This window comes from Pseudomonas sp. RHF3.3-3, from assembly GCF_048069595.1.
Classification (GTDB): domain Bacteria; phylum Pseudomonadota; class Gammaproteobacteria; order Pseudomonadales; family Pseudomonadaceae; genus Aquipseudomonas; species Aquipseudomonas fuscovaginae_B.
The window spans coordinates 1,555,624-1,578,314 of the sequence record NZ_CP182250.1 but is presented as its reverse complement, the minus strand read 5'-3'; the positions used below and the strand labels follow the sequence as shown (position 1 = coordinate 1,578,314).

At 64.1% G+C, this 22,691-nt stretch carries 21 protein-coding genes; 5 read left to right on the top strand and 16 right to left on the bottom strand.

Translation table 11 applies throughout. From position 1 onward, the window contains the following. Positions 1-30 precede the first annotated feature (30 nt). Positions 31-3,102 carry an efflux RND transporter permease subunit gene (locus tag ACMGT0_RS07115; protein WP_054061847.1) on the bottom strand — a complete coding sequence of 1,024 codons (3,072 nt, stop codon included), beginning with the start codon at positions 3,100-3,102 and terminating at the stop codon, positions 31-33. Between the two features lie 6 nt (positions 3,103-3,108). Continuing rightward, on the bottom strand, positions 3,109-4,209 hold the full coding sequence (locus ACMGT0_RS07110) for an efflux RND transporter periplasmic adaptor subunit (protein WP_054058474.1): 1,101 nt from the start codon (positions 4,207-4,209) through the stop codon (positions 3,109-3,111). Between the two features lie 93 nt (positions 4,210-4,302). Here ACMGT0_RS07110 and ACMGT0_RS07105 point away from each other — a divergent pair, with 93 nt between their 5' ends. Further along, positions 4,303-4,938, top strand: coding sequence for a TetR/AcrR family transcriptional regulator (locus ACMGT0_RS07105; RefSeq protein ID WP_054061848.1), 636 nt, complete (start codon positions 4,303-4,305; stop codon positions 4,936-4,938). 80 nt (positions 4,939-5,018) lie between these two features. Here ACMGT0_RS07105 and ACMGT0_RS07100 read toward each other — a convergent pair whose 3' ends face one another. Further along, positions 5,019-5,801: a class I SAM-dependent methyltransferase gene (locus ACMGT0_RS07100; RefSeq protein WP_054058476.1), complete on the bottom strand. Its 783-nt coding sequence runs from the start codon at positions 5,799-5,801 to the stop codon at positions 5,019-5,021. 93 nt (positions 5,802-5,894) lie between these two features. On the opposite strand from ACMGT0_RS07100, the gene ACMGT0_RS07095 reads away from it, so the two are divergent. Further along, on the top strand, positions 5,895-6,509 hold the full coding sequence (locus ACMGT0_RS07095) for a hypothetical protein (protein WP_054058477.1): 615 nt from the start codon (positions 5,895-5,897) through the stop codon (positions 6,507-6,509). 16 nt (positions 6,510-6,525) lie between these two features. On the opposite strand, the gene ACMGT0_RS07090 is transcribed toward ACMGT0_RS07095, so the two are convergent. The 6 genes from ACMGT0_RS07090 to ppc all read right to left on the bottom strand — a co-directional run bounded on the left by ACMGT0_RS07090 (position 6,526) and on the right by ppc (position 13,116). Beyond that, on the bottom strand, positions 6,526-7,353 hold the full coding sequence (locus tag ACMGT0_RS07090) for an isocitrate lyase/PEP mutase family protein (protein ID WP_054058478.1): 828 nt from the start codon (positions 7,351-7,353) through the stop codon (positions 6,526-6,528). Positions 7,354-7,386: 33 nt separating this feature from the next. Next, a complete protein-coding gene (locus tag ACMGT0_RS07085) occupies positions 7,387-8,256 on the bottom strand; it encodes a DUF72 domain-containing protein (protein ID WP_416771987.1) in 870 nt (289 codons plus the stop codon). Positions 8,257-8,269: 13 nt separating this feature from the next. Next, a complete protein-coding gene (locus tag ACMGT0_RS07080) occupies positions 8,270-8,569 on the bottom strand; it encodes a hypothetical protein (RefSeq protein WP_054058480.1) in 300 nt (99 codons plus the stop codon). 215 nt (positions 8,570-8,784) lie between these two features. Further along, on the bottom strand, positions 8,785-9,459 hold the full coding sequence (tsaB, locus tag ACMGT0_RS07075) for a tRNA (adenosine(37)-N6)-threonylcarbamoyltransferase complex dimerization subunit type 1 TsaB (protein ID WP_054061850.1): 675 nt from the start codon (positions 9,457-9,459) through the stop codon (positions 8,785-8,787). 91 nt (positions 9,460-9,550) lie between these two features. After that, entirely contained in the window at positions 9,551-10,198 is a 648-nt protein-coding gene (gene adk / locus ACMGT0_RS07070) for an adenylate kinase (RefSeq protein ID WP_017905009.1), read from the bottom strand. 287 nt (positions 10,199-10,485) lie between these two features. Further along, a complete protein-coding gene (gene ppc / locus ACMGT0_RS07065; RefSeq protein ID WP_054061851.1) occupies positions 10,486-13,116 on the bottom strand; it encodes a phosphoenolpyruvate carboxylase in 2,631 nt (876 codons plus the stop codon). Positions 13,117-13,354: 238 nt separating this feature from the next. On the opposite strand from ppc, the gene ACMGT0_RS07060 reads away from it, so the two are divergent. The 3 genes from ACMGT0_RS07060 (at position 13,355) to ACMGT0_RS07050 (ending at position 15,249) form a co-directional block, all read left to right on the top strand. Beyond that, entirely contained in the window at positions 13,355-13,699 is a 345-nt protein-coding gene (locus ACMGT0_RS07060; RefSeq protein WP_054058701.1) for a hypothetical protein, read from the top strand. Between the two features lie 299 nt (positions 13,700-13,998). Further along, positions 13,999-14,409: a DUF4398 domain-containing protein gene (locus ACMGT0_RS07055; protein ID WP_192842721.1), complete on the top strand. Its 411-nt coding sequence runs from the start codon at positions 13,999-14,001 to the stop codon at positions 14,407-14,409. 48 nt (positions 14,410-14,457) lie between these two features. Next, positions 14,458-15,249: an OmpA family protein gene (locus ACMGT0_RS07050; RefSeq protein WP_416771984.1), complete on the top strand. Its 792-nt coding sequence runs from the start codon at positions 14,458-14,460 to the stop codon at positions 15,247-15,249. A 73-nt stretch (positions 15,250-15,322) separates the two neighbouring features. Here ACMGT0_RS07050 and ACMGT0_RS07045 read toward each other — a convergent pair whose 3' ends face one another. The 7 genes from ACMGT0_RS07045 to ACMGT0_RS07015 all read right to left on the bottom strand — a co-directional run bounded on the left by ACMGT0_RS07045 (position 15,323) and on the right by ACMGT0_RS07015 (position 22,660). Then, positions 15,323-15,649 (bottom strand): hypothetical protein, encoded by a 327-nt coding sequence (locus ACMGT0_RS07045; protein WP_416771983.1) that lies wholly within the window; start codon positions 15,647-15,649, stop codon positions 15,323-15,325. Continuing rightward, positions 15,646-16,557: an alpha/beta hydrolase gene (locus tag ACMGT0_RS07040; protein ID WP_416771981.1), complete on the bottom strand. Its 912-nt coding sequence runs from the start codon at positions 16,555-16,557 to the stop codon at positions 15,646-15,648. The genes ACMGT0_RS07045 and ACMGT0_RS07040 overlap by 4 nt, the downstream gene beginning before the upstream one ends. A 154-nt stretch (positions 16,558-16,711) precedes the next feature. Further along, positions 16,712-17,989, bottom strand: coding sequence for a flavohemoglobin expression-modulating QEGLA motif protein (locus ACMGT0_RS07035; protein WP_054058697.1), 1,278 nt, complete (start codon positions 17,987-17,989; stop codon positions 16,712-16,714). 46 nt (positions 17,990-18,035) lie between these two features. Beyond that, positions 18,036-18,752 carry a TetR/AcrR family transcriptional regulator gene (locus ACMGT0_RS07030; protein ID WP_192842720.1) on the bottom strand — a complete coding sequence of 239 codons (717 nt, stop codon included), beginning with the start codon at positions 18,750-18,752 and terminating at the stop codon, positions 18,036-18,038. A 93-nt stretch (positions 18,753-18,845) separates the two neighbouring features. Then, positions 18,846-20,348 (bottom strand): lysine--tRNA ligase, encoded by a 1,503-nt coding sequence (lysS, locus tag ACMGT0_RS07025; protein ID WP_054058695.1) that lies wholly within the window; start codon positions 20,346-20,348, stop codon positions 18,846-18,848. Positions 20,349-20,430: 82 nt separating this feature from the next. After that, positions 20,431-21,526, bottom strand: a protein-coding gene (prfB, locus tag ACMGT0_RS07020) for a peptide chain release factor 2 (RefSeq protein ID WP_152972956.1) whose coding sequence is annotated in 2 segments (ribosomal slippage) — positions 20,431-21,453 and positions 21,455-21,526 — 1,095 coding nt in all. Because the reading frame shifts where the segments join, the coding sequence is not laid out codon by codon here. A 123-nt stretch (positions 21,527-21,649) separates the two neighbouring features. Continuing rightward, entirely contained in the window at positions 21,650-22,660 is a 1,011-nt protein-coding gene (locus ACMGT0_RS07015) for a response regulator (protein WP_054058694.1), read from the bottom strand. Positions 22,661-22,691 lie beyond the last annotated feature (31 nt).

Below are 22,691 nucleotides of genomic sequence, written 5' to 3'. Positions count from 1 at the left end.
GGGAGCCAGCGCGCTGGCTCCCGACTGACCTCATCCCCCGGCGGCGGTCTTCTTCACCCGGAACCAGCCGGCATACAGCGCCGGCAGGAACAACAGGGTCAGGGCCGTCGCCACGATCAACCCACCCATGATCGCCACCGCCATCGGTCCGTAGAACACGCTGCGCGACAGTGGAATCATCGCCAGCACCGCCGCCAGCGCGGTCAGCACGATCGGCCGGAAGCGCCGTACCGTCGCCTCGATGATCGCCTGCCACTGTGACATGCCGGCCCGGATATCCTGTTCGATCTGGTCCACCAGAATCACCGAGTTGCGCATGATCATCCCGGACAGGGCAATGGTGCCGAGCATCGCCACGAAACCGAACGGCTGGCGGAACACCAGCAGGAACAGCGTCACGCCGATCAGTCCCAGCGGCGCGGTGAGGAACACCATCGCCACCCGCGAGAAGCTGCGCAATTGCAGCATCAACAGGGTCAGCACCACCACGATGAACAAGGGGACGCCGGCGTTCACAGACGCCTGGCCGCGCTCGGAGTCCTCCACGGTACCGCCCACGTCCAGCAGATAACCGTCCGGCAGCTCGGCCCGGATCGAATCCAGGGTCGGCATGATCTGCTTGACCAGGGTCACCGGTTGCTCCTGGCCATAGATATCGGCGCGGACCGTCACGTTCGGCAGGCGGTTGCGGTGCCAGATGACGCCTTCCTCGAAACCGTACTCCAGCGTCGCGATCTGCGACAGCGCCACACTGGTGCCGTTGTCGGTGGGCACCGCCAGGCTCGACAGTGCCGACAGCTCGCTGCGCTCGTGCACGGTGCCACGCAGCAGGATCTCGATCAGCTCGTTGTCCTCGCGGTACTGGCTGACGGTCGAACCGGTCAGTGAGCTGCGCAGGAAGCGCGACAGGTTCGCCGTACTCACCCCCAGGGCCCGGGCACGGTCCTGATCGACATTCAGGTAGACCACCTTGCTCGGTTCTTCCCAATCCAGGTGCACGTTGACCACATGGGGGTTCTCGCGCACCTTGGCCGCCACCTTGCGGGCCAGGGCCCGAACCACCTCGATGTGCTCGCCGGTGACACGGAACTGGACCGGGTAGCCCACGGGCGGACCGTTCTCCAGGCGCGTGACCCGCGCACGCAGGTCGGGGAACTGCTCGTTGAGCGTATCGATCAGCCAGGTCCGCAGTTTTTCCCGGTCCTCGATGGTCTTGGCCAGCACCACGAACTGGGCAAAGCTGGCCGCCGGCAGTTGCTGGTCGAGCGGCAGGTAGAAGCGCGGCGAACCGGTACCGACATAGGCCACGTAGTTGTCGATGCCGTCATGCCCCTTGAGCAGACTCTCCAGGCGCTTGACCTGCTCGGCGGTGTTGCTCAGCGACGCGCCCTCGGCCAGCTTGAGGTCGACCATCAGCTCCAGTCGCCCGGAAGCCGGGAAGAATTGCTGCGGCACGAAGCGGAACAGTGCCACCGAAGCCACAAAGGCCAGAACGGTCAATACGATCACCGTCTTGCGCCGCCGCACGCACCACTCCACCAGGCGCCGCACCCGCTGGTAGAACGGCGTGGCATAAGGGTCCGGCTGATCGGCGCCATGCTTGGCAGCGTGGATCTTCGCCAGGTCCGGCAGCAGCTTCTCTCCCAGATAGGGCACGAACATCACGGCGGCGATCCACGACGCCAGCAGGGCGATGGTCACCACCTGGAAGATCGAGCGGGTGTACTCGCCAGTCCCCGACTGCGCGGTGGCGATCGGCAGGAAACCGGCGGCGGTGATCAGCGTACCGGTCAGCATCGGGAACGCCGTGCTGGTCCAGGCGTAGCTCGCCGCCTTGAGCCGGTCGAAGCCCTGCTCCATCTTGATCGCCATCATTTCCACGGCAATGATCGCGTCGTCGACCAAAAGGCCGAGCGCCAGCACCAGGGCGCCGAGGGAAATCTTGTGCAGGCCGATGCCCAGGTAGTACATGGTGGCGAAGGTCATCGCCAGCACCAGCGGAATCGCCAGCGCCACCACCATCCCGGTACGCACGCCGAGGGAGAAGAAACTCACCAGCAGCACGATCGCCAGGGCTTCCACCAGCACCTGGACGAACTCGCCGACGCCGGTCTTGACCGCCGCCGGCTGGTCGGAAACCTTGCTCAGGTGCATGCCCGCCGGCAAGCTTTTCTGGATACGGGCGAATTCGGCTTGCAGCGCCTTGCCCAGCACCAGAATGTCGCCACCGTCGTTCATCGCCACGGCCAGGCCAATGGCATCTTCACCCATGAAACGCATGCGCGGGGCGGGCGGATCGCTGAAGCCGCGGCGGACCTCGGCGAAATCGCCGATACGCAGGGTCCGGTCGCCGACCCGGATCGGCAGGTTGCGAATCTCGTCGACGCTCTTGAAGTTGCCACTGACGCGCAGTTGCACCCGCTCCGTTGGTGTTTCGAAGAAACCCGAGGTGGAAACCGTGTTCTGCTCCTGCAGCGCCTGCTGGACTGCCGCCATCGGTACCCCGAGAGTGGCCAGCTTGACGTTCGACAGTTCGATCCAGACCTTTTCGTCCTGCAGCCCCAGCAGGTCGACCTTGCCCACATCCTTGACCCGCTGCAGCTGGATCTGGATGCGGTCGGCGTAGTCCTTGAGCACCGCGTAGTCGAAACCGTCGCCGGTCAGCGCATAGATATTGCCAAAAGTGGTACCGAACTCGTCGTTGAAGAACGGCCCCTGTATATCCGGCGGCAGGGTCTGGCGGATGTCGCCGATCTTCTTGCGCAACTGGTACCAGAGCTCGGGGATCTGCGCCGAGTGCAGCGAGTCGCGGGCCATGAAGGTCACCTGGGACTCGCCTGGCCGGGAGAACGACATGATCCGCTCGTATTCGCCGGTCTCCATCAGTTTCTTTTCAATGCGTTCGGTGACCTGCCGCGAAACTTCCTGGGCCGTGGCGCCTGGCCAGTTGGTCTGGATCACCATGGCCTTGAAGGTGAACGGCGGATCTTCGCTCTGGCCAAGCCTGGTGTAGGACATGGCCCCGACCATCGCCAGCAGCAGCATCAGGAACAGGACGATCTGGCGGTTGCGCAATGCCCATTCGGAAAGATTGAAACCCATCGGGGACTACTCCTTGGCCGCCAGGTTGACGACGCGGTTGGAGCGGTCCACCGGACGCACCTGTTCCCCTTCGTGCAGCACGTGCACCCCGGCCGCCACCACCCAGTCGCTGGCACTGAGGCCTTCGAGCACCGGCACGCTCTTCTCGCCGAAGGCGCCAACCCGCACCGGGGTGCGCTTGAGGGTGTTGTCCGGCTGGACTTTCCAGACATAGGCGGCGCCGTTTTCGGCCGTGAGTGCCGATAACGGCACCGACAGCGGCACGGCACCGGCATTCTGGACGAAGACCCGGGCACTCTGCCCCAGCTCGGCAGGGATCTTTCCGGAACTGAAGGCGATGCGCGCGGCGAAGGTCCGGGATTTCGGATCAGCCGCCGGCGACAGCTCGCGGATATGCCCGTTGAAGCGCTGGTCCGGCTGGGACCAGAGTTCGACGGCCACCTCCTGACCGACCTTGAAGCGGCCAAAGGCCTGTTCCGGGAAACTGATCAGCACCTCGCGCTCGCCGTCGGCGGCCAGGGTGAAGACCGTCTGGCCGGCGGCCACCACCTGGCCGACCTCGACCTGGCGCCTGGCGATCACGCCATCCTGAGGAGCCCGCAGCACCGCATAGCCGGCCTGGTTGCTGGAGACATCGAATTCCGCCCGGATCTGCTTCAGCCGGGCCTCACCGGCACGGTAGGCATTTTCCGCATTGTCGTATTGCGAGCGGCTGACCATCTGCCGCTCCAGCAGGGTCTTGTAGCGGTCGCGCTCGGAGCGCACCAGGTTCAGGTTCGCCTCGGCAGCCGCCACCTGGGCCCGGGTGGCCTCCAGTTGCAGGCGCACATCCTGCGGATCGAGCTCCGCCAATGGCTGGTTGGCCTTGACCCGCTGCCCCTCCTCGACCAGGCGCCGGGCCACCTTGCCAGCGATACGAAACGCCAGTTCGGGTTCGAAGCGGGCGCGCACCTCACCGGGATAACTGTCCATGGCCTGAGCCGACAACTGCGGCTGAACCACCATGGCGGGACGCACGGTAACCTGAACCGCCTCTTCGCGATCACAGCCCACGAGGAAAAACGCTAGACTGGCGGGTAACACAAGGGGCAGGACATAGCGGAACATGGTGGAGACCCTTCGCTAAAGAGTGCTTGAAATAATTATACTGACCAGTATGGTATTTATACCAAACTGACCAGTCCAGTATTAAAGTGAAAAATGTCCGACAATCTTTCTGTGCCCAGCGGCCCGGGTCGCCCCAAGGACCTGGCAAAACGCCAGGCCATTCTTGAAGCCGCGAAAGATCTGTTCCTGAGCAATGGATACGCCAGCACCAGCATGGATGCGGTGGCAGCAGCGGCAGGTGTTTCGAAGCTGACGGTCTACAGCCACTTCACTGACAAGGAGACCCTGTTCTCGGCCGCGGTGGTGGCCAAGTGCGAGGCGCAGCTACCCGAACTGCTGTTCGCCCTGCCCGAGGGCGTCCCGGTCGAATCGGTGCTGCTCAATATCGCCCGTGGCTTCAATCAGCTGATCAACAGCGACGAGTCGGTGAACCTGCATCGCCTGATCATCGCGTTGGGCAGCCAGGATCCCAGGCTGTCGCAGATTTTCTTCGAGGCCGGCCCACAGCGGATGCTGAGCGAAATGGAGCGACTGCTCAGCAGAATCCATCAGAGCGGGGTCCTGGTCATCGACAAGCCGCACCGCGCCGCCGAGCACTTTTTCTGCCTGCTCAAGGGCGCGGCGAACTTCCGCGTGCTGTATGGCTGCGGCGAGCCATTGAATGCCGAGGACAGCGAAGCCCATGTGCGCGAGGTGGTGGGCTTGTTCATGCGGGCCTATCGGCCCTGAGCCGGTTCCTTTCGCGGGCGAGCCGCCCCACGGCAATGACATGATCCACTGTGGAAACGGGCTTGCCCGCGAAGAGGCCTTCAGGGCTTGAGCGCTTTCTTCGGGTAGATATCGTAGCGGCTCGACTTGCCCTCCAGGCCGTGACTGGGCTTGGGCCCGTCGATGCACGGTGCCTTGCGCGGGCGCTTGACCACCACCCGGTGGGTCGCCAGGGCCAGGGCGGCCTCCAGCAGCGCGGGGGCGTCCGGGTCATCGCCCACCAACGGCCGGAACAGACGCATTTCCTTCTTCACCAGGGCGGTTTTCTCACGGTGGGGAAACATCGGGTCCAGGTAGATGACCTGCGGCGGCTCGCCCTCCCAGTGGCGCATCACGTCGATCGAGTTGCCCTTGAGCAGACGCATGCGGGACACGATCGGCGCCACCTCCGGATCCTCCAGGGCACGGGCCAGGCCATCCTCCAGCAGGGCACCGATCAGCGGCTGGCGCTCGACCAGGCTCATGTCGCAGCCCAGGCTCGCCAGAACGAACGCGTCCTTGCCCAGCCCGGCCGTGGCGTCCAGCACCCGTGGGCGCACGCCCTGCTGGATACCGACCGCCTTGGCGATCATCTGCCCGCTACCACCACCGTACAGGCGCCGGTGCGCCGCCCCGCCCTCCACGAAATCCACCCGAACCGGCCCCGGTGCATCCGGCCCCAGTTGCTGCAACTGCAAACCCTGCCCGCCGACCTGCAGGGCGAACTCCGCCTCGGGTTCCTGCAATGGCAGTTCCAGACGCTGGGCCCAGGCCTGGGCCTGGTGTTCAAGCCCTGCGGTCAAGGCTTCGACTCGGATCCGCACGGCCGTCTGCTGCTCACTCATGAAAAACACGCTCAAAAATTTAATGATCGGCGAAAACGGCCGATAACAGAATTATCCGGCATTTTGCCAGAGCTTGGGTCACGACCGAGAACCATGTCAGACATTCAGCGCACATCCATAGGTTATCTATCGCCCGTCGGCGATTACGGCCTGCGAAACTCCCAGGCACTGAGTGGCGTCAGCCACCTATGGCAGGATTTCTTCGCCCGTGCGCTGGCTGAACAGGTAGGGGATGCACCAAGGCAGGCGGTGGCCGAACTGCCGGCCGATGGCCCGGTCGAACCGACCGCCGGCGCCGAGACCCTGGCGCAGATCGTCGAGCAACTGCACTGCAATGTCACCGACAATCCGGTCCGGCCACCAGAGCCGCTGTTCCTGCCGATCGCCGAGTTCGAACTCGATCTGCTGAAGAAACCGGCACCGCCCTACCCGGATGACGAAATCATCGCCCAGCAGCGGCAACAGGATTTCGAGAGCGAGTGGGTTCGCCCGCTCGTCCTCACCGCCGGCCAACCACAGCCCGAGCCGGGCCCGGCACCACAGAAGCGTCCGCTGCACCTGCCGATCGCCGAGTTCGAGCTGGACCTGCTGGAGAAACCGGCGCTGCCGTACGACGAGCAAACCCTGGTCAAGCAGCAGCAGGACCTGGACTACGACCTGAACTGGGCACGCCCGCTGGTGGCGCACAACCTGCGTCTGGCGGCCTGAGCCGCCGGCACCGGCCTCAGCCCTTGAACATCTGATTGATCCTGCCGAACGGGATCGCCTGCTCGGCGAAACCGAAGCTGCCCTGCTCAAGGATCTCCTGTGCAGCCTGGTAAAACGCCCCGTACGCCGCACGCGCCAGCGCCGAACCGACGCTGATGCGCTTGACCCCCAGCGCACTCAAATCAGCCACCGACAACGACACGCCACCGGACATCAAGACGTTCACCGGCTTGGGCGCCACCGCCTTGACGATCGCGCGAATCTCCTCGGCCGTGCTCAAGGCCGGGGCATACAGGACATCGGCGCCCGCCTCGGCAAAGGCCTGCAGACGGCGGATGGTGTCATCCAGGTCCCGACGCCCGACCAGAAAGTTTTCCGCCCGGGCCGTCAGGGTGAAGTCAAATGGCAGGCTGCGCGCCGCCGCTACCGCCGCCTCGATCCGCTCGACCGCCTGATTGAAGGGGTAGATCGGTTCTTCGGGATTGCCCGTGGCGTCCTCGATCGAACCACCGACCAGGCCCACTTCAGCGGCCATCAGGATCGTCTGGGCGCACCCTTCGGGACTGTCGGCGTAACCGTTTTCCAGGTCTGCGGCCACCGGCAGCGGCGTGGCCTTGGCAATCACATGGGCATTGTCCAGGGCATCGGCGCGGCTGACCGCACCTTCCGCATCCGGACGCCCCAGGGAAAAAGCCAGCCCGGCGCTGGTGGTGGCCAGGGCTTCGAAACCCAGGGCGGCGAGCATCTTCGCCGAACCGGCATCCCAGGGGTTGGGGATCACAAAGGCTCCGGCACGCTCGTGCAGGGTCCTGAAGGCTTGGGCTCGACGGTTTTGCGCATCCATATGACCAGCTCCTGGCAGAAGAGACGAGTGCCGTCAGAGCAGGCCGAGTTGCTCCGCGGCGGGCTCTCTGTATAGCGCAGGCAGGGCTGGCAGGCCAGGCAAACGTTCCTTCAGGCGCTCGTGAAAACGCTGCGCCAGTTTCGGTGCCAGCAGATTGTCAGCCGTGTGCAGGAAGATATACGGCGTTCGCCCCTCCTCGATCCAGACAGCGACCTTTTCGACCCAGGGGGTCATGAAGGGCTCGTTCGCCACCAACTCCGGATGGCCGATGAAGCGTACCTGCGGGAACGGGGTGAAGGCCGCCGGCCGCGGCGGCACCCTGGGCTTCTTGGACTGGGCATGCAGCACCGCAGGCTCGGTCGAGGTGCAACTGAACAGTGCCCGCGGATCGAGGCAGATGCGCTCCACTGCGCGGTCCAGCAGCAACCGGTTGAGCATCCGCTCGGCATCGCCCTTGGCGAAGAACTCGGGATGGCGGACCTCGACGGCCAGCGGCTGCTGCAGGCTGTCGATGAAGCCGGCCAGTTCGCTCAACCGATGAGGGGCGAAACTCGCCGGCAATTGCAGCCACAACGGCGATACCCGCGCCCCCAGCGGCTTGAGCAGTTGCAGGAACTCCTCGGCCGCCGGCACCTGGGCCCGCAGGTCGCCGCCATGACTGATATCGCGGGGAAACTTGGCAGTGAAGCGAAAGTGCTCCGGCATGGTCTGCGCCCAGCGCTCCACCGTGCCCGGCGAAGGCCGGGCATAGAACGTGGTGTTGCCTTCGACGGCGTTGAAGACCTGGGAATACAGATCGAGAAAGTCCGTCGGACGGGCGTTTTCCGGATACAGGAACTCGCGCCAGGCGTTTTCACTCCAGGACGGACAACCAAGGTAGTAGGGAAGAACTGAATCGGTCATGCCACCGATTAGATCAGATATGCAGGTCGAGCCCCAACACTTCCATGTCCCACTCGACGAAACCGGCGGTGGTCAGATAGCTGGCCAGGGCCGTGGCGACGCTCCGGCTCATGGAACGGGGAAAGATCATGTCCTGCGGACGCGCTGGCAGGTTGGCCAGACGTTCACCGGCAGCCTCGGCGCGGGCAGCGACTTCGGACAGATCGTCACTGTCGCCGCCCAGCAGTTCCTCATCGGCATCCACCACCACGCCGCCCTTGCGGGGCTTGCGCTTGATGGAATAGGACTGTGATGAAACGCCGTCTATACGCATTGTGGCATGCTCGGAGTCAATGATGGCAATTTAGCAGTACTTGCCGTACGTGGCTATTGTCCAATTGATAACCAGACCACATAACCAATAAAAGGTTTTCACACAACGCCGCCTGCGTGTGCAAAACATGACGTACGGCACATTTTTGACTACTGCGCACGACCTCCCGAGCGCCCGGATTAACCTTCAGTGTAGCTTGGAAATTTGCTCCGGCCTCAGCGCGCCTTGGGCGTGGCGACCTTGTCACGCAGGTAGACCGGCTGTGCCTGGTCGGCAACGATGGCCTCGCCGCGCGCCCAGGCGAAGCGCGCCAGGCTCAGCAGGTCCTGGGCGTCAGGCAGCATGCCAGCATCCTGGCCGCTGACCGCGACCTTGATCCGCTCGCCATAGCCCCAGCCCGTGCCCGCACCGAACCAGGCGCCAACAGCCCCCTCCGGGAGCGCCGCGACTTCCGGCGGCAGCACCGCTTCGACGCCGGCCAGGCGCATCTCCCCGGCCTCCTCGCGATAGCAGCCCCAATACACTTCATCCATCCGCGCATCGATGGCCGCGGCGACCTGGCCGGCGCCATGCTCGCGCAGTGCCCGCTGGGCCAGCACCGCCAGGTTGGAGACCGGCAACACCGGCCGGTCCAGGGCGAAGGCCAGGCCCTGAACCACACCGATGGCGATCCGCACTCCGGTAAAGGCGCCCGGGCCACGGCCAAAGGCGATCGCATCCACCGCCGACAGGCCGATCCCGGCATCCGCCAGCAGTTGCCGGATCATCGGCAGCAGCTTCTGCGCATGCAGGCGCGGGATCACCTCATAGTGGCTCGTCACCTTGCCATCATGCAGCAAGGCGACGGAGCAGGCTTCAGTCGCGGTGTCCAGGGCCAGCAAGGTGCTCATCGGTGTTTCCGTCAGGTCAGAATGAAAAAGTGCAACAGTATAAACAACAACAGCCCGCAAGCGGGCTGTTGTAGAGAGGCAGAGGCAACGATCAGTTCAGCGCTTCGAGCACCTTGCCGGTGATCGCCTCGACCGAGCCGACGCCAGCGATGTGGCTGTACTTCGGCTTGCCCTGGGCCGCCGACAGCTTCTGGTAGAAGTCCACCAGCGGCTTGGTCTGGGAGTGATAGACCGACAGGCGATGGCGAACGGTTTCCTCGGTGTCGTCCTTGCGCTGCACCAGCTCTTCGCCGGTCACATCGTCCTTGCCTTCGACTTTCGGCGGGTTGTAGACGACGTGGTAGACACGCCCGGAAGCCTCGTGAACGCGACGGCCGGCAATACGCTGGACGATCTCTTCGTCGTCGACGGCGATCTCGACCACGTGGTCCAGCTCGACACCGGCCTGCACCAGGGCTTCAGCCTGGGGAATGGTGCGCGGGAAACCGTCGAACAGGAAACCCTTGGCGCAATCGGCCTGGGCAATACGGTCCTTGACCAGCGCGATGATCAGGTCATCGGAAACCAGGCCGCCGGCATCCATGATGCCCTTGGCCTTGACGCCCAGCTCGGTGCCGGCCTTGACCGCGGCACGCAGCATGTCGCCGGTGGAGATTTGCGGGATGCCGAATTTCTCGGTGATGAACTTAGCCTGAGTACCTTTACCGGCCCCGGGAGCTCCCAGCAGAATGACGCGCATCGATGTGCTCCTCAATTTTTTATTTAGAAACGCTCGGATTCGCCGCGTGGGGCCAATCTCAACAATAGGGTGACAGCCGCCCAAACGGCCAAGGGCTGATCAAGATACACAGCCGACCGACCCCACACAAGCCGCCCAAAGTCGCAACGACCCGGGCCCCCGCAACCGTGCAAACCTGCTACCGCGGGTCGCAAGGTGACAACAAAGTGTCGCACGCACGGCCACGACCGCACCTGACCGGGCGGCCGTGGCCTTGTCCAAGCCTGCAAGCCGGGCCTCGGCTCCCCTCAACCGGTATTGCGCAGGCCGGCGGCGATACCCGCCACGGACACCAGCAAAGCCTGTTCCAGAGGGCTGTCCTGGGCACTTTCCTGGCGCCGCGTGCGGGCCAGCAACTCGGCCTGCAACAGATGCAGCGGGTCCAGGTAGGTGTTACGCAGGCGAATGAACTCCAGGGTCTCGGGGCTGTGGGCCAGCAGTTGCGACTGGCCGGTCAGACCCAGTACCACCGCGCATGCCTGCGACAATAGGTCGCGTAAGTGCGCACCCAGCGGCAACAGTTCCGCTTCCACCAGACGCTCGTCATAGGAGCGGGCAATATCGCTGTCGGCCTTGGCCAGCACCATCTCCAGCATGTCGATACGGGTGCGGAAGAATGGCCATTGCTCACGCATCTGTTCCAGCAGCTTGCCTTGCCCACGCTCCAGCGCATGGCGCAGGGCCGTCTCCCAACCGAGCCAGGCCGGCAGCATCAGCCGGGTCTGGGTCCAGCCGAAAATCCAGGGAATCGCCCGCAGGCTTTCTATACCGCCAGCCCGGCGCTTGGCCGGACGGCTGCCCAATGGCAGGCGCCCGAGCTCCTGTTCCGGAGTCGACTGGCGGAAGTACTCGACGAACTGCGGGTTGTCGCGGACTTCGGCCCGATAGGCCCGCACCCCATCCGCGGCCAGTTCGTCCATCAGCTTGCGCCAGGCCGGTTGTGGCGGTGGCGGCGGCAGCAAGGTGGCCTCGAGCACGGCGGCCAGGTACAGGTTGAGGTTCTGTTCGGCAATGTCCGGCAGGCCGAACTTGAAGCGGATCATCTCGCCCTGTTCGGTGGTGCGGAAACGCCCCGCCACCGAACCCGGCGGCTGCGACAGGATCGCCGCATGGGCCGGGCCGCCACCACGGCCGACGGTGCCGCCACGGCCATGAAACAGCAGCAGTTCGACCTGCTGTTCCCGGCAGATGTCCACCAGCCGCTCCTGGGCGCGATACTGGGCCCAGGCCGCCGCTGTGGTGCCGGCATCCTTGGCCGAGTCGGAATAGCCGATCATGACTTCCTGCGGCCCCTGCAGGCGTGCACGGTAGCCGGGCAGGAGCAACAGGCGCTCCATCACCGGCCCGGCGTTGTCCAGGTCGGCCAGGGTCTCGAACAGCGGCACCACGCGCATCGGCCGCAACACCCCGCACTCCTTGAGCAACAGTTGCACCAGGAGCACGTCGGAAGCCGCACCGGCCATGGAAATCACATAGGAACCGAGGGAGGCCGCCGGTGCCGCGGCGATTTCCCGGCAGGTTGCCAGCACCTCGGCGGTGTCCGCCGAGGGCTTGAAGTACGCGGGCAGCAACGGCCGGCGGTTGCCCTGCTCGCGGATCAGGAAGGTCAGCCGGGCATCCTCATCCCAGTCCTCGTAGCGCCCCAGGCCCAGGTAGTCGGTGATCTCGCTCATCGCCGCGGCATGCCGCGACGAATCCTGGCGCACGTCCAGACGCACCAGGAACAGCCCGAAGGTCACCGCACGGCGCAGGCAGTCGAGCAGCGGCCCGTCGGCGATCACCCCCATGCCACATTCGTGCAGGGACCGATAGCACAGTTGCAACGGTTCCAGCAGTTCGTGGTTGTCGCGCAGCACCTGGTCCGGGGCCGGCTGGGTGGACTCCAGCGAATCATGGGCCCACTGCCGGGTCGCGCGCAGCCGCTCGCGCAACTGCTTGAGCACCGCCCGATAGGGCTCCGCGCTGTTGCCGGCCCTGGCCCGCAAGGCTTCGCTGGCATGCTGCATCGACAGCTCGGCAGCCAGGTGATCGACATCCCGCAGGTACAGGTCGGCCGCCATCCAGCGCGCCAGCAGCAGGACTTCGCGGGTCACCCTGGCCGTGACGTTGGGGTTGCCGTCGCGGTCGCCACCCATCCAGGAAGCGAAGCGGATCGGCGCCGCCTCCAGCGGCAGGTGCAGGCCCGTCGCGGCATGCAGGGCCTCATCGGCCTTGCGCAGATAATTCGGAATGGCCTGCCAGAGCGAATGCTCGATCACCGCAAAGCCCCACTTGGCCTCGTCCACCGGGGTCGGCCGGGTGCGGCGGATCTCTTCGGTGTGCCAGGCCTCGGCGATCAGTCGCTGCAACCGCTGGCGGATCTGCTCGCGCTCGGCACCGGTGAGATCACGGTGATCCTGCAGCGCCAGTTGCGCGGCAATCGCATCGTACTTCTGGATCAGCGTGCGCCGCGTCACTTCGGTCGGGTGCGCAGTCAGCACCAGTTCGATGTCCAGACGCGCCAGTTGCCGCGCGAGGGCCTCGGGGCCATGGCCCTCGGCCTGCAGGCGGGCCAGCAGTTCCGGCAGCGCCCGCGCCTCGAACGGCGCCGGCTGGGATTCGTCGCGGCGGTGAATCAGCTGGTACTGCTCGGCGATGTTCGCCAGGTTGAGAAACTGGTTGAAGGCCCGGGCGACCGGCAGCAACTCGTCGTCGCCGAGATCATCGAGGCTGGCACTCAGTTCGGTACTGGCCGCATCGCTGCGATCGGCCTTGGCGCTCTTGCGGATACGCTCGATCTTGTCGAGGAATTCCTCGCCATGCTGGTCGCGGATGGTATTGCCCAACAACTCACCCAGCAGGTGAACGTCTTCACGCAAACGCACATCGATATCTGACATCGGCAGGCTCTCCGGCGGACTTTGGGACGCTTCCCTGGGCCCAAGAGTGCACCACTGCGACAAGTGCTTACAAGCCGGCAGGTCGATCGCCGTTGGCTGAAAATTCCCCGTCGAACCTCACCGCCAGAAGCTAGTCTGATGATTGGGCAGCCCCTCGGGGCTGATGGCCGGCCCGGCGTCGCTACCGGCCCGGTCACTCATCAATCCCCGTCATCGGCGGGTATGAATTGAGGTCACCATGAAAATCCGTGAGCTAGCCCAGCACTGGGAAGAGAATGCCAAGGGTCGCCTGACCGATACCGGTTACGCCGTTCATCTGGACGTTGAAGCGGCCGCCCGCCTCGCCGCGATCACCGAAATGTACCCCAAGCGCAGCCCGGAGGAGCTGCTCGGCGAACTCATCGGCGCCGCCCTGGAGGAACTCGAGGCGAGTTTCCCCTATGTTCAGGGCCCGCATGTGGTCGCCACCGACGAGGAAGGTGACCCCCTGTACGAAGATGTCGGGGCCACCCCGCGCTTCCTGACCCTGTCCCGTCGACATCTGCACAACCTGTCTTCCGGGACCGACGAGTCCAAGCACTGAAGAACCCCCGCCACTTTCCCGCAAGCCCCGGTATTCCTGGCTCCCGACCGAGCCGGAATACCGCTGCGCCGCGCAAAAGTTCAGATTTTCTGCATTGACCGATCAGTCAGTATTTTTTTCGGGCGATTGGCCATCTCCGCTGAACTATTCAAAAAAGCCTCAGGTCACAGCCAGTAGCCATCACTGGCACAGCTGCTGCGAAAAATACCCGGCCGACACGGCGGGGTCTGCGCTGAAGGCCCTCGGGCCCGTGATGGGGATTGATGTTTTTCAGGAGCTATCCAATGGAGTTGAAGACCATGAAAACCAGCACAGTCACATCCTCGTTCAACCACCTGCGCGGGCTGAAACTGGCCGCTCTGGCACTGGGTACCAGCTTCATCCTGGCCGGCTGTGCCGGGAACCCGCCGAGCGAGCAATATGCGGTGACCCAGTCCGCCGTCAACAGCGCCGTCAGCGCCGGCGGTACCGAATACGCCGCAGTGGAAATGAAATCGGCCCAGGACAAGCTCAAGCAGGCCGAACTGGCCATGCATGACAAGAAATACGACGACGCCCGCCGCCTGGCCGAGCAGGCCGAATGGGATGCCCGCGTCGCCGAACGCAAGGCCCAGGCCGCCAAGGCCGAACTGGCCGTGAAGGATGCCCAGAAAGGTGTTCAGGAACTGCGCCAGGAAAGCCAGCGCCCCGTGGTGCAGCCGGCGCAATAAGCGCTCACGCAGCCTGAAGTTTCAACGGACAGATAAAGGACGAACATTATGCGCAATCAACTGATGATCCCCGCCCTGCTGGCTCTGAGCGTCGGCCTCGCAGCCTGCACCACACCGCCCAACCCCAACCTGGAACAGGCGCGCACCAATTTCTCCGGCCTGCAGGCCGACCCGCAGGCGAGCAAGGTGGCGGCCCTGGAAACCAAGGACGCCAGCGACTACCTGGACAAGGCGGACAAGGCCTACCAGAACCGCGAGGATGAAAAGGTCGTCGACCAGTTGGCCTACCTGACCAACCAGCGTGTCGAAGTCGCCAAGCAGACCATCGCTCTGCGCACTGCCGAGGCCAACCTGAAGAACGCCGCCGCGCAACGGGCCCAGGCCCGCCTGGACGCCCGCGATGCGCAGATCCGCCAGTTGCAGGAAAGCCTCAACGCCAAGCAGACCGATCGCGGCACCCTGGTGACCTTCGGTGACGTGCTGTTCGCCACCAACAAGGCCGAGCTCAAGCCCAATGGCCTGGCCAACATCAGCAAGCTGGCGCAGTTCCTCCAGCAGAACCCGGACCGCAAGGTGATCGTCGAGGGCTACACCGACAGCACCGGTACCGCGGCCTACAACCAGAGCCTGTCCGAGCGCCGCGCGACTTCGGTCCAGGTGGCCCTGATCAAGCTGGGCGTGGACCCGAGCCGCATCGTCACCCAGGGTTATGGCAAGGAGTACCCGGTCGCGGATAACGGCAGCGTCTCCGGCCGGGCGATGAACCGTCGCGTGGAAGTGACCATTTCCAACGACAACCAGCCAGTGGCACCACGCTCCTCGGTCAGCAGCAACTACTGATCATTCGAAGCGCCAATGAAAAGCCCCGCCTGATCGGATCAGGCGGGGCTTTTTCATGCGGCCAGCCAGCCGTTCACTGCTCCAGCTTGGGCGTCTCCTGGCCCATGCAGCGCACGGCCTGCTTCCTGTCGTTGACCAGCACGCCGGTCAGGCCTTTCTGTTCGGTGTCGAACAGCACCAGCACGCCATCGATGCACTGCGCGACCTGGTTGGCCGGCGTCAGCGAAACCTTGTAGTCCTCGCCCGCAATGGTCTTGAGCATGGTGAACTGGTTGAGTTCCAACGCATCCTCCGGCTTGGCGAAATGCAGGTAGCCGTAGTACCACAGGCAACCCACGGTGCCGATGATGCTGCAGATACCGGTGATGATCAGGGGAATGGCGTTGCGTTCTTCGGTCATTGCGGACTCTCTGGTTCGACTTTCGAATTCGGGGCAGCGGGATAATTGGGGATCTCGCCCAGCCGGCGCAAGCCGTTGAAATGCTGGGGATCCTCCAGGTAGCGCAGCATCACCTGGCGCCAGGTGGGGTCGGCGAAGGTCTGCACGTGTCCGCCGCGGGTCAGTTGTAGCACCCTTGGCGGGGGCGCGGCCTGATACAGGACAATGCCGTTGTTCAGGGGTACCAGCGGGTCGTCGATACTCTGGAAGATCAACTTGGGTACCCCCTTGAGTGCCGGCATGGCATGAATCGCGCTGTCGCCATCCGGCACCAGCCACGACAGCGGTATCTGGAACGGCCAGGTCAGCCAGGACCCGCCGAGGGCGAATCGGCCCACCTCGCGATAGCTGGCCGGCACGCCATCGAGCACCAGCGCCTTGATGCGTGACTGATAGCCGGGGTGTTCGCCCAGGTAATGCACCGCCATCGCGCCCCCCAGGCTCTGGCCCAGGACTACCAGGGACTTGTCCCGGACTTCGGGGGCCTGCTCCAGCCAGTGGAACGCGGCCTCGATATCCTGGTAGACCGCCGGCAGGCTCGGTTCGCCCGCGGACAGGCCATAACCACGGTAGTCGACCAGCAGCACCTGGTAACCCTGCTCCGGCAACCACCCACTGCCGCCCAGGTGCATGGACAGGTTGCCACCGTTGCCGTGCAGGTGCAGCACCGTGCCCTTGACCGGCACCCCAGCCTTGGCGGGCAGCCACCAGGCCCGCAGGCGGGTGCCATCGGCGGCGGTGAGGGTGACGTCGCGGTAGGCGAGATGCGCCTGGTCCGGGGTGAACGGCAGGCCGGGCTCGGGGTAGAACAGCAGCGAGCTGCAGCCATTGAGGGCCAGGAGCAGGCAGAGGATGCCGAGGAGTCTCATCCGGTTGAAACCTCGCAAGAGTCAGTGGCAACGACACCGTCCCCTGCAGGAGCCGGGCTTGCCCGCGAAGAGGCACGACCTGAAGCAATGCGTCAACTTGAAGGGTGCCTTCGCGGGCAAGCCCGCTCCTACAGGGGCGAGGTCAGATTCTGGATCAGAGGATATTGGAATAATCCGCCTCGATCCGATCCAGGCTCAGGTGATTGAGGAAGTTGCTGAAGCACATCCAGGCCGACAGCGCGTTCATGTCGCGGAACTGCTCCGGCAGGTATTTGGGTGGCGTCACCAGCCCCTCGTCCACCAATTGGCGCAGGGTACGCATGTCCTCCAGCGTGGTCTTGCCGCAGAACAGCAACGGTACCTGTTCGAGCTTGCCCTTGCGCACGGCCAACTGGATGTAGTTGTAGACCATGATGAAGCCCTTGAGGTACGACAGGTCCTTGGTGAACGGCAACCCCGTCGGCACCGAACCGCGGAATATCCGGCTGGCATTGCCGTAGCTCTCCGCCATTTCGAAGCCCTGCTCGCGGAAGAACTCGAACACCTGGAGGAAGTCCGCGCCCTGCTCGACCATGTCGATGGCCCGGGTTCGGTTGGTCAGCTTGCGCAGGCGACTCGGATAGGAAGCGAAGGTGATGATTTCCATCAGGATCGCCAGGCCTTCCTGGGTCACCGTCGACGAGGGCGGGCCCTTGGACAGGAAGGTGCAGATCGGCTGGTTCAGGCCGTTGAGCGTGGTGCCGACATGCACCAGACCTTCATGCACCTCCAGCGCCCGCACATCCCGCGTATTGAACAGCGCATCGGTGCGGATCTTGATGTAGTCGGCACCCGCCGCCGCATCGGCGACGATCCCATCGGACTCGAACACCCGGATGGTCTCCTCGGCCTCGCCGAACACCTTGTTCAGCCGCCGTTGCAGCATGTCGACGGCGTCCTTGGCGGTCAGGGTCTTGGGCTCGTCCTTGAGGTCGCCGCGGCCGTCGATGTTGTTCAGGTAGTCCGACAGCATCAGCCCGAGGTCGGCCAGGGTCGGGTCGCCGGCATGGAACGCATCGGAAGCGGCGCCGTACAGTTCCTGGGAGATCAGCCCGAAATCCGGGGTGCCGCGGGCCTCGAGCATCCGCACGACCATGCGGTACTCCCGGCACATGCGCCGCATGATCTGCCCGACGGGGCTGAACTGGCCGAGCTGGCGGGTGATGTCGCGCTCGATGTTCTGCAACTCCAGCTTGACCGCCCCGGAGTCGAACGACAGGGGCCGCGCGGCATAGTAGTCACGGTCCACCGCCGGCATTTCCTTGCCCTTGGCCTTGAGAAAGCCCTTGCGGATGTTCTCGTCCCACTTCACCGCATCGAGCACGCGAATCGGTGTCTGCGCCAGCACAATGCGGTCGGACAGGCTGCGTATCGTCTGCTGGTATTCGTCCAAGGAAAACTCCTGATCGTCGCTGCGGTGTCTGGCCGTGCCCTCTAGCTTAGACGGAGGCCAGCACCAGATGCATGTAACGGGTGAGAATGCCGAGCCGGTCCTGCTCGGTCTCGGGCTCCGCATCGTCGAGAAGGCCCTGATATTCCATCCGTCCGATAATCGCCGTCAACACTTTGGCATCCTGCTCCGGTTGCCTTGACCCCAGTACCTGGAAGAACTGGCAGGAGCCACGCAGCAGGATCTGCTGGTGCGAGCGCACCAACATCGCCAGGCGCGGGTTGAGCAGCGCCTCCTGGCGAAACGCCTGCTCGGCCATCAGGTATTCGCGCCGGTTGTGCAACTGGCGCTGGACGTAATCGGCGGTCAACCGGGCGATTTCATCGGCCAGTTGCGCCCGCGAGGCCGGGCTGCCATCGCCGTAGGCGACCATTTCGCGCAGCAGCCCCTCGTTGTTCTCCCACAGTTTGGCCATGTAGGCCGCACTGCGTTCGACGTACTGGGCAAAGGTATCGGTCAGCAGGTCGTCGATATCCTTGAAGTAGTAGGTGGTGGCCGACAACGGCACGCCCGCCTCGGCGGCCACTGCGCGATGACGCACGCCACGTACGCCGTCACGCACGACGATACGCATGGCCGCGTTGAGAATGTCCTGTCGCCGTTGCTCGCTGCCCTGTCGGCTGGCCTTGCGTCCCTGGTACTGAACGCTTTCAGCCAACGCGCTGGCCACACCAGCAGCCCCTTCTTGAGCCATTGCACGGTCCACTACAGGTATTCCTCTCTTGTAATAATCTGAAACTTCAGTACCAACACGCAATAAAAAAGCCGCCTTGCGAGGGCGGCTTTTTCAACGACGGTCTTATGCTTGCGGCCGCATGTGCGGGAACAGGATGACGTCGCGGATCGACGGTGCGTTGGTCAGCAGCATCACCAGACGGTCGATACCGATACCCTCACCGGCGGTCGGCGGCATGCCGTACTCCAGGGCGCGAACGAAGTCGGCGTCGTAGTGCATGGCTTCGTCGTCACCGGCATCCTTCTCCGCCACCTGGGCCTTGAAGCGCTCGGCCTGGTCCTCGGCGTCGTTGAGCTCCGAGTAGGCGTTGGCGATTTCACGGCCGCCGATGAACAGCTCGAAGCGGTCGGTGACGTTCGGGTTCTTGTCGTTGCGACGCGCCAGCGGCGAGACTTCGAACGGGTACTCGGTGATGAAGTGCGGCTGCTCCAGCTTGTGCTCGACCAGCTCTTCGAAAATCATCACCTGCAGTTTGCCCAGGCCTTCGTGGCCGAGCACCTTGGCGCCGGCCTTCTTCGCGATTTCGCGAGCCTTGTCGACATCCAGCAGGTCGGCTTCGGTCAGATCCGGGTTGTACTTGAGGATCGAGTCGAATACCGACATGCGGGCGAACGGTTCACCGAAGTGGAACACCTTGTCGCCGTAAGGCACGTCGGTGCTGCCCAGAACGGCCTGGGCCAGTTCACGGAACAGTTCTTCGGTCAGGTCCATGTTGTCTTCGTAGTCGGCGTAGGCCTGGTAGAACTCGAGCATGGTGAACTCGGGGTTGTGCCGGGTCGAAACGCCTTCGTTACGGAAGTTGCGGTTGATCTCGAACACCCGCTCGAAGCCACCGACCACCAGACGCTTGAGGTACAGCTCCGGCGCGATACGCAGGTACATGCCCATGTCCAGCGCGTTGTGGTGGGTTTCGAACGGCTTGGCCGCGGCACCGCCGGGAATGGTCTGCAGCATCGGCGTTTCCACTTCCATGAAGTCGCGCTTCATCATGAAGCTGCGGATGTGGGCGATGACTTGCGAGCGCACGCGGAAGGTCTGCCGGGTGTCCTCGTTGACGATCAGGTCGACGTAGCGCTGACGGTAGCGCTGTTCGGTGTCGGTCAGGCCGTGGTGCTTGTCCGGCAGCGGACGCAGCGACTTGGTCAGCAGGCGCACGTCGGTCATTTCGACGTACAGGTCGCCCTTGCCGGAACGGGCCAGGGTACCCTCGGCGCTGATGATGTCACCCAGGTCCCAGGTCTTCACGGCCGCCAGGGTCTCTTCCGGGAGGGTCTTGCGGTTGACGTAGACCTGGATGCGCCCGGACATGTCCTGGATCACCATGAACGAGCCACGGTTGAGCATGATGCGACCGGCAACCTTGACCGGGATCGCCGCCTCTGCCAGCTCTTCCTTGGTCTTGTCGGCGTACTGTTTCTGCAGGTCTTCACAGTAGGCGTCACGGCGGAAGTCGTTGGGGAAGGCATTGCCCTTGCTGCGCTCGGCGGCAAGCTTTTCCTTGCGCAGGGCGATCAGGGCGTTTTCTTCCTGTTGCAGGGCTTGCGTGTCGAGTTGTTGGTCGCTCATGTCTTTAAATTTTCCATCACAGGTTCGTTGCCCCCGGCCTGCGGCCGGGGATCGCCAGCAAGCCGGCTACCACAGTAGTGTCCTACAGCCCTTGCTTGAGGCTGGCCACCAGGTATTCATCGATGTCGCCGTCCAGCACCTTGTCGCAGTCGCTGCGTTCGATGTTGGTGCGCAGGTCCTTGATCCGCGAGGCATCGAGCACATAGGAGCGGATCTGGTGCCCCCAGCCGATGTCCGACTTGGAGTCTTCCAGGGCCTGGGAAGCGGCGTTGCGCTTCTGCATTTCCTGCTCGTACAGGCGCGCCCGCAACATCTTCATCGCGGTGTCCTTGTTCGCGTGCTGGGAACGCTCGTTCTGGCAGCTGACCACGGTGTTGGTCGGCACGTGGGTGATACGGACCGCCGAGTCGGTGGTGTTGACGTGCTGACCACCGGCACCGGAGGAACGATAGGTATCGATCCGCAGGTCCGCCGGGTTGATGTCGATTTCGATGTTGTCATCGATTTCCGGCGAGACGAACACCGCGCTGAACGAGGTGTGGCGACGGTTGCCGGAGTCGAACGGGCTCTTGCGCACCAGGCGGTGCACGCCGATTTCGGTGCGCAGCCAGCCAAAGGCGTACTCGCCCTTGATATGCACGGTCGCGCCCTTGATCCCGGCGACTTCGCCGGCGGACAGTTCCATGATGGTGGCGTCGAAACCGCGCTTGTCGGCCCAGCGCAGGTACATGCGCAGCAGGATGTTGGCCCAGTCCTGGGCTTCGGTGCCGCCGGAACCGGCCTGGATGTCCAGGTAGGCGTGGTTCTGGTCCATTTCGCCGCTGAACATCCGGCGGAATTCCAGCTTCTCGAGGATTTCGCGCAGGCGCTCGACCTCGGCGGCGACATCGTCGACAGCGCCCTGGTCTTCTTCGGCTGCGGCCATTTCCAGCAGGTCGCTGGCATCGCTCAGGCCGCTGGACATTTCATCCAGGGTCTCGACGATCTGGGCCAGGGTGGCACGCTCGCGGCCCAGGTTCTGGGCGTATTCGGGGTTGCTCCAGACACTCGGGTCTTCGAGCTCGCGGTTGACTTCGATCAGGCGCTCATGCTTTTGATCGTAGTCAAAGATACCCCCGAATAGTTTCGGAGCGCTCGGACAGGTCCTTGATACTGTTAAGGATCGGGTTGATTTCCATGGCGGGCAGCACTCGTCGGTGAACTTTTGAAAGCCGGCGAGTATAACGCAATTGTAACCATCCCGGCAGCCCGCTTGGCGGGGCAGCGGCCGTCAGCGTGGCAATTTTCCGGCCGCCTCCCTGTCACGGCTGGCCGATGCCCACCTGGTTACGCCCACTGTGCTTGGCCAGGTAGAGCCCCTTGTCGGCCGTCAGGATCAGTTCCCGGCAGTTGCCGCCCTGCTGCGGGACCAGGGTCGCCAGGCCGATGCTGATGGTCAGCACCGAGCCCTCGCTGGGCGTGTTGTGGGCAATTTTCAGCGCCGCCACGTTCTGGCGCAGCTTCTCCGCCACCAGTCGCGCGCCCCCTTGGGAGGTGTTGGGCAGCACCAGGGAGAATTCCTCGCCCCCATAGCGGGCCGGCAGGTCCGAAGGGCGGCTGCTGGCTTCGCGAATGGCTCCGGCGACCCGGCGCAGCGCCTCGTCGCCCTCCAGGTGGCCAAAGCTGTCGTTATAGGCCTTGAAGTAGTCGACGTCGATCATCAGCAACGACAGTTGCGTCTGCTCGCGCTGGGCCCGGCGCCACTCCAGCTCCAGATACTCGTCGAAATGCCGGCGGTTGGACAGCCCGGTCAGGCCGTCCGAGTTCATCAGCCGCTGCAGCACCAGGTTGGTGTCGAGCAACTGCTGCTGGCTCAGGCGCAAGGCGCGATAGGCGGCGTCACGCTGCAGCAGCATCATGTAGGAGCGCGAGTGGTAGCGGATCCGCGCCACCAGCTCGATGGTATCCGGCAGCTTGACCAGATAATCGTTGGCCCCGGCGGAAAACGCCGCGCTCTTGATCAGCGGGTCCTCCTTGGTCGACAGCACGATGATCGGAATGTCCTTGGTGGCCGGGTGATTGCGGTACTCGCGCACCAGGCTCAGGCCGTCGAGTCCCGGCATCACCAGATCCTGCAGGATCACCGTGGGCTTGATCCGGATCGCATGGGCGATGGCCTGGTGGGGATCGGCACAGAAGTGAAAATCGATGTTCGCCTCTGTGGCCAGCCCCCGACGCACCGCCTCGCCGATCATGGCCTGGTCGTCGACCAGCAGCACCATCGCGGCGTTTTCATCGGTAGGTTTGAATTCCTCCAGCTCTAAATCATTCATGCGCGTTCACCTGATTTACTGCATGCAAGCC